The organism is Bradyrhizobium genosp. SA-3 (assembly GCF_004212635.1).
Classification (GTDB): Bacteria; Pseudomonadota; Alphaproteobacteria; order Rhizobiales; family Xanthobacteraceae; genus Bradyrhizobium.
In genome coordinates this window covers 1-6,787 of the sequence record NZ_PSRT01000240.1, presented here as the reverse complement: position 1 = coordinate 6,787, position 6,787 = coordinate 1, and the positions used below count along the sequence as shown (strand labels likewise).

The 6,787-nt window shown below is 63.6% G+C and carries 6 protein-coding genes; all 6 read left to right on the top strand.

Annotation, left to right across the window (positions count from 1 at the left end; genetic code table 11):
- Positions 1–127: 127 nt before the first annotated feature.
- The 6 genes from CWO91_RS40915 (at position 128) to CWO91_RS40890 (ending at position 6,539) form a co-directional block, all read left to right on the top strand.
- Positions 128–1,147: an ABC transporter substrate-binding protein gene (locus CWO91_RS40915; RefSeq protein WP_130220980.1), complete on the top strand. Its 1,020-nt coding sequence runs from the start codon at positions 128–130 to the stop codon at positions 1,145–1,147.
- Complete coding sequence (locus tag CWO91_RS40910) at positions 1,147–1,908, top strand: ABC transporter ATP-binding protein (RefSeq protein WP_130220979.1); 762 nt, start codon at positions 1,147–1,149, stop codon at positions 1,906–1,908. The genes CWO91_RS40915 and CWO91_RS40910 overlap by 1 nt, the downstream gene beginning before the upstream one ends.
- A 10-nt stretch (positions 1,909–1,918) precedes the next feature.
- Positions 1,919–2,782, top strand: coding sequence for an ABC transporter permease (locus CWO91_RS40905; RefSeq protein ID WP_130220978.1), 864 nt, complete (start codon positions 1,919–1,921; stop codon positions 2,780–2,782).
- Positions 2,779–4,521, top strand: a complete 1,743-nt coding sequence (gene araD, locus CWO91_RS40900; RefSeq protein WP_130220977.1) for an L-arabinonate dehydratase — start codon at positions 2,779–2,781, stop codon at positions 4,519–4,521. The genes CWO91_RS40905 and araD overlap by 4 nt, the downstream gene beginning before the upstream one ends.
- 131 nt (positions 4,522–4,652) lie before the next feature.
- A complete protein-coding gene (locus CWO91_RS40895; protein ID WP_130220976.1) occupies positions 4,653–5,372 on the top strand; it encodes a ribonuclease activity regulator RraA in 720 nt (239 codons plus the stop codon).
- Positions 5,373–5,447: 75 nt separating this feature from the next.
- Positions 5,448–6,539 carry an SMP-30/gluconolactonase/LRE family protein gene (locus tag CWO91_RS40890; protein WP_130220975.1) on the top strand — a complete coding sequence of 364 codons (1,092 nt, stop codon included), beginning with the start codon at positions 5,448–5,450 and terminating at the stop codon, positions 6,537–6,539.
- Positions 6,540–6,787 lie beyond the last annotated feature (248 nt).

Genomic DNA, 6,787 nt, shown 5'->3' with positions numbered 1-6,787 from the left:
GGCCGCACGGGGTGCGGTATGGGCTGATTCCATGGCGATGGTTCCGGTGGGCTTGCCCTTGATGCACTAATGCATTAGTGCATCAGTCGGATCGCGCGTCAATGGCGGCCGGAGGAAACGAACAACAATGATGAAGCAATTGCAGAATGGGCTCGCAGCCATCGCCCTGATCGCCGCGACGGCCCTGGCGGCCTCGCCGGCCAAGGCGCAGCAGAAATCCGAGATCGCGCTGTCGCGCCAGCCCGGCATCTTCTACATGCCGAGCCACATCATGGAGAAGCTGAAGCTGATCGAGAAGCACGCGGCTTCCCTCGGTGTATCCGGTGTCTCCACCAAATGGATTACCTTCTCCGGCGGCGGGGCGCAGACCGATGCGCTGCTCGCCGGCGGCGTCGACATCCTCAACACCGGCACCGGCAATCTGCTGCTGCTATGGGATCGCACCCGCGGCGGCGTGAAGGGCATCGTCGCCACCTCGGCGCAGCCGATGACGCTGATCAGCCGCGACGCCAACATCAAGTCGATCAGGGATTTCGGGCCGGGCGACAAGATCGCAGTGCCGACCGTGAAGGTCTCGACCCAGGCGATCGTGCTGCAGATCGCGGCCGCCGAGGCCTTTGGTGCCGACCAATGGTCGAAGCTGGATGCCAACACCGTGCAGCTCGGTCACCCCGACGCCTATGCGGCGCTGTCCAACCCGAAGCACGAGGTGCACAACCACTTCTCGATTCCGCCCTTCACCTTCCTGGAGTTGAAGAACGTGCCGGGCGCGCATGTCGTGCTGTCGTCGCCCGACGTGATGGGCGGCCCGCTCAGCCAGGCGCAATTCTTCACCACGACGAAGTTTGCCGACGCCAATCCAAAGATCATCCAGGCCGTGCGCGACGCCACCAAGGAAGCGCAGGATCTGATCCGCAGCGACACCAAGCAGGCGGTCGAGATCTACAAGGAGATCACCGGCGACAAGACATCGGTGGAAGAGCTGCTCGATCTCCTCAAGGAGCCCGGCATGATGGAATGGAATCTCGAGCCGCAGGGCACGATGAAATTCGCCGCCCATCTCTACAAGACTGGAACGCTGAAGAATCAGCCCAAGGCGTGGACGGACTACTATCTCCCCGTCGCGCACGATCTGAAGGGCAACTGATGGCGCTGCTCGACGTCAGCTCAGTGACGCTGCGCTATAAGACCTCCAGCGCCGTCGTCACCGCCACGGAAAAAGTGAGCTTCACCGTCGACCGGTCCGACCGCTTCGTGCTGCTCGGGCCCTCCGGCTGCGGCAAGTCGACCCTGCTCAAGGCCGTCGGCGGCTACATGAGCCCGAGCGACGGCCGCATGACCATCAGCGGCCGCGAGATCCACGGCCCCGGCGCCGACCGCATGATGATCTTCCAGGAGTTCGACCAGCTCCTGCCTTGGAAGAGTGTGCTCGCCAATGTGATGTTCCCGCTGCTCACGGCGAGAAAGCTGTCGCGCAAGGACGCCGAGGCGAAAGCGCGCGCCTATATCGAGAAGGTCGGCCTCACCCGCGTCGTCGATGCCTATCCGCATACGCTCTCCGGCGGCATGAAGCAGCGCGTCGCGATCGCGCGCGGCATGGCGATGGAGCCGGACATCCTTCTCATGGACGAGCCGTTCGCGGCGCTCGACGCACTGACGCGGCGGACCTGCCAGGATGAGCTGCTCCAGCTCTGGAGCGAGACCAAGTTCACCGTGCTGTTCGTGACCCATTCGATCGCGGAGGCGATCCGCATCGGCAACCGCATTCTGCTGCTGTCGCCGCATCCCGGCCGCGTCAAGGCCGAGGTGATCGATGTCGACAAGGTCTCGAATGAGGACGGCAGCGCCGGCCGGCTGGAGAAGGAGATCCACGATCTCCTGTTCGCCTCCGAAGCTGTAGCGCATTAAGGGGGCTCTCATGGGCGAAGCCAGAATCTTGCTGCGCGACGCGCCGGTTGCCAGCACGGGAGGTGCAGGCGAGGTCGAGCGCAAGCTGAGTGTGCTCGAGCTATTGTGGAACGACGGCTTTGTCCGCAAGTTGGTCATCATCCTGTTTCTTGCGGCGGTCTGGGAGGCGTACGGGGTCACTCTCGACAATCCCCTGCTGTTTCCGACACTGCACGACACCTTCATGACGCTGTTCGATCGCGTCAAGGATGGCACCATTCCAATGCGGGCCTGGACCTCGTTGAAGGTCCTGTTCATGGGCTATTCGGCCGGCATCGTGCTGGCCGCGATCTTCACCGTGCTCGCGATCTCGACCCGCATCGGCACCGACTTCCTCGAGACCGTCACGGCGATGTTCAACCCGTTGCCGGCGATCGCGCTGCTGCCGCTGGCGCTGATCTGGTTCGGCCTCGGCAATGGCAGCCTCGTCTTCGTGCTGATCCATTCGGTGCTGTGGCCGGTCGCGCTCAACACCCATTCCGGCTTCAAGAGCGTGTCCAATACGCTGCGCATGGTCGGCCGCAATTACGGCCTGCGCGGGCTGCCTTATGTGGCAAAGATTCTCATTCCCGCGGCCTTCGGCTCGATCCTCACTGGCCTCAAGATCGGTTGGGCTTTCGCCTGGCGCACGCTGATCGCGGCCGAGCTGGTGTTCGGCGTGTCCTCGGGCCAGGGCGGTCTCGGCTGGTTCATCTTCGAGAACCGCAACCTGCTCGACATACCTGCCGTCTTCGCTGGCCTCTTGACCGTGATCATCATCGGGCTCTTTGTCGAGAACCTGATCTTCCGCGCCATCGAGCGGAACACCGTCCAGAAATGGGGCACCCAATCATGACCAAGAACAAGAAGAAAACGCCTGACCAGCTCCGCAGCGCGCGCTGGTTCGCGCCCGACGATCTCCGCTCGTTCGGCCACCGTTCCCGCACCATGCAGATGGGCTACGCGCCGGAGGAGTGGAAGGACCGCCCGATCATCGCCATCCTCAACACCTGGTCGGATGCGCAGCCCTGCCACATGCACTTCAAGTCGCGCGTCGACGACGTCAAGCGCGGCATCCTGATGGCCGGCGGCCTGCCGCTGGAGCTGCCGGCACTGTCACTGTCGGAATCGCTGCTCAAGCCGACCACCATGCTCTACCGCAATCTGCTGGCGATGGACGCCGAAGAATTGCTGCGCAGTCATCCCGTTGACGGCGTGGTGCTGATGGGCGGCTGCGACAAGACCACGCCGGCGCTGCTGCTAGGGGCCACCTCGATGAACATTCCGGCGATCTATCTGCCGGCCGGTCCCATGCTGCGCGGCAACTGGAAGGGCAAGACGCTCGGCTCCGGCTCCGACGGCTGGAAATATTGGGACGAACGCCGCGCTGGAAAAATCTCCGATAAGGACTGGCTCGACATCGAGGCCGGCATCGCTCGCAGCTACGGCACCTGCATGACCATGGGCACGGCCTCGACCATGACGGCGATCGCGGAGGCGATCGGCATGACGCTGCCGGGCGCTTCCTCGATTCCGGCCGCGGACGCCAACCACATCCGCATGGCCTCCGAATGCGGCCGCCGCATCGTCGAGATGGTGTGGGAGGATCTGACGCCGAAGACGATTCAGACCCGCCAAGCGTTCGAGAACGCGATCGCGGTGGCGATGGCGATGGGCTGCTCGACCAACGCGATCATCCATCTGATCGCGCAGGCCCGCCGGGCCGGCCAGGACATCGGGCTCGACGATTTCGAGAAGGCCAGCCGCAAGGTGCCCGTGATCGCCAACGTGCGGCCGAGCGGCGATACGTACTTGATGGAGGATTTCTTCTATGCCGGCGGCCTGCCGGCGCTGATGAGCCAGATCAAGCCGCATCTGCATCTCGATTGCATCACCGTCACCGGCAAGACGCTGGGCGAGAATATCGAGGGCGCCGATGTCCACAATGCCGACGTGATCCGCTCCGTCGACAATCCCATCTACCAGGAAGGCGCGCTTGCCGTGCTCAAGGGCAATCTCGCGCCCGACGGCTGCGTCATCAAGCCTTCCGCTTGCGCGCCACGCTTCCTCAAGCATACCGGGCCGGCGCTGGTGTTCGACGATTATCCCGCGATGAAGAAGGCGGTCGACGATCCCAATCTCGATGTCACCGAAGATCATATCCTGATTCTGCGTAATGCCGGGCCGCAGGGCGGGCCGGGCATGCCGGAATGGGGCATGCTGCCGATTCCGACCAAACTCGTGAAGCAGGGCGCGCGTGACATGGTGCGCATCTCGGATGCGCGCATGAGCGGTACCAGCTATGGCGCCTGCATCCTGCACGTCTCGCCCGAGTCCTATATCGGCGGTCCGCTGGCGCTGGTCCAGAACGGCGATCGCATCACGCTCGATGTTGCCGCGCGCACGATTAATCTCGATGTGAGCGAAGCCGATCTCGACAAGCGCCGCGCCGCCTGGAAGCAGCCCGAGCGCCGTTTCGAGCGCGGCTATGGCTGGATGTTCACCAAACACATCAAGCAGGCCAATGACGGCTGCGACTTCGACTTCCTCGAGACCGATTTCGGCGCGCCGATCGGCGAGCCTTCGATTTACTAGTGACCTTGTCATTCCGGGGCATCGCGAAGCGATGAGCGCGGAATCCATCGTGCCGCAGTCTGTGCCGCTCGATGGATTCCGGGTTCGCGCCAAGTGGCGCGCCCCGGAATGACGAAAGAGAGAGAACACCAATGACCAAACTCAGCGAAGCCACCCGCAACAAGCTCAAATCCGTCTCCACTGCCACGGTCGCCACCGCCCTGTTCAAGCGCGGGCTGCGCATCCAGATGATCCAGGATGTGCATCCCCTAAGCCCCGACCAGCCGACCATGGTCGGCGAGGCCTTCACGCTGCGCTATATGCCGGCGCGCGAGGATCTCAACACCATCGATGTGTTCAAGGACCGTTCGCATCCGCAGCGCAAGGCGGTCGAGGATTGTCCGGCAGGTAGCGTGCTGGTGATGGATAGCCGCAAGGACGCGCGCGCGGCCTCGGCCGGCGCGATCCTGGTGACGCGCTTGATGAAGCGTGGCGTCGCCGGCGTCGTCACCGACGGCGGCTTTCGCGATTCCGCGGAGATCGCCAAGCTCGGCTTCCCCGCCTTTCACCACCGCCCGAGCGCGCCGACCAACCTCACGCTACACCAGGCGATCGAGATCAACGTCCCGATCGGCTGCGGCGATGCGCCGGTGTTCCCCGGCGATGTCATCCTCGGTGATGCCGACGGTGTCATCGTGATCCCCGCGCATCTCGCCGACGAGATCGCGAACGAAACCTTTGAGATGACGGCGTTCGAGGACTTCGTCACGGAGGAAGTCGGCAAGGGCCGCGGCATCTTCGGCCTGTATCCCGCGACCGATCCGCAGACGCTCACCGACTTTGCCGAATGGCGCAAGAAGAACGGCCGCTAAGCCGGGAACAAATCACGTCAAGAAACAGGCCGGCCACATCAAGCGCCGGCCTTTTATCAAGCAGGGAGGATTACAATGAATTTCACGCGACGCAATCTCATGGCCGGCGCTGGCGCAGCAGTGGCATCCACGTTTCTCGCCCGCGCTGCCGGCGCCCAGTCGTTCGCGTTCACGCCCAATCAGCGCTACCCGGACCCGGCCGTCCAGATCCTCGACCCCAGCTTCGCAAAATACCGGCTCTATTCTTCGACGGTCGAGCAGGTTGCAACCGGAATGCGCTGGGCTGAAGGCCCGGCTTATTTTCCGGAGGGCGGCTATCTCCTGTTCTCCGACATCCCCAACAACCGGATCATGAAGTTCGACGAGAAGACCGGCCAGACCAGCGTGTTCCGCGCCGATGCCAATTACGCCAATGGCAATGCGCGCGACCGTCAGGGCCGCCTCGTCACCTGCGAGCATTCGGTCACCCGCCGCATCACCCGCACCGAGAAGGACGGCAAGATCACGGTGCTCGCCGACAAGTTCGAGGGCAAGCGGCTGAACGCGCCGAACGATATCGTGGTGAAGTCCGACGACAGTATCTGGTTCACCGATCCGCTGTTCGGCATCAACGGCGAGTGGGAGGGCAAGAAGGAGAAGCCCGAGCAGGCCAGCACCAACGTCTACCGCATCGCCAAGGACGGCAAGCTCACCGCCGTCCTCACCGACCTCGTCAATCCCAACGGCCTCGCCTTCTCGCCGGACGAGAAGAAGCTCTACATCGTCGAGTGGAAGGGCACGCCCAATCGCAGCATCTGGAGCTACAATGTCGGCGACGACGGCTCGCTGAGCGGCAAGACCAAGCTGATCGACGCCGCCGACCAGGGCTCGCTCGACGGCTTTCGCGTCGACCGCGACGGCAATCTCTGGTGCGGCTGGGGCTCGAGCGGCGCGTTGCAACCCGAGCCGACCGAAATCGGCGGCCGCAAGGTGTTCCAGCTCAGGGGCAAGCCGGAAGATCTCGACGGCGTCATGGTGTTCAACCCGGAAGGCAAGCCGCTCGCCTTCATCAAGCTGCCGGAGCGCTGCGCGAACCTCTGCTTCGGCGGTCCGAAGAACAACCGCCTCTATATGGCCAGCAGCCATTCGGTCTACGCGCTCTACGTCGAGGCGCATGGCGCGGTGTGAGGTCGAGTTAGGTTTCGTGGTTTAACCGACGCTGCCGCCACACACTCAGTTGTCGTCCCGGCCTAGCGCGCAATTGCGCGCGGGGGGCCGGGACCCATAACCACAGGAAGAAGTTTGGCGAAGACGAGCTGTTAAGGGGTCTTCGTCGGTACTGCTGGCTGCACTCTATCGATAGATCACGCGGTATGGGTCCCGGCCTGCGCCGGGACGACGAGGGGGATAGGCGCGCGTGAAATAACGCATGGCCC

Excerpts from the sequence above, each read along its gene's own strand:
- CWO91_RS40915 (WP_130220980.1), top strand. The coding sequence starts at position 128 with ATGATGAAGCAATTGCAGAATGGGCTCGCAGCCATCGCCCTGATCGCC.
- CWO91_RS40910 (WP_130220979.1), top strand. The coding sequence starts at position 1,147 with ATGGCGCTGCTCGACGTCAGCTCAGTGACGCTGCGCTATAAGACCTCC.
- CWO91_RS40905 (WP_130220978.1), top strand. The coding sequence starts at position 1,919 with ATGGGCGAAGCCAGAATCTTGCTGCGCGACGCGCCGGTTGCCAGCACG.
- araD (WP_130220977.1), top strand. The coding sequence starts at position 2,779 with ATGACCAAGAACAAGAAGAAAACGCCTGACCAGCTCCGCAGCGCGCGC.
- CWO91_RS40895 (WP_130220976.1), top strand. The coding sequence starts at position 4,653 with ATGACCAAACTCAGCGAAGCCACCCGCAACAAGCTCAAATCCGTCTCC.
- CWO91_RS40890 (WP_130220975.1), top strand. The coding sequence starts at position 5,448 with ATGAATTTCACGCGACGCAATCTCATGGCCGGCGCTGGCGCAGCAGTG.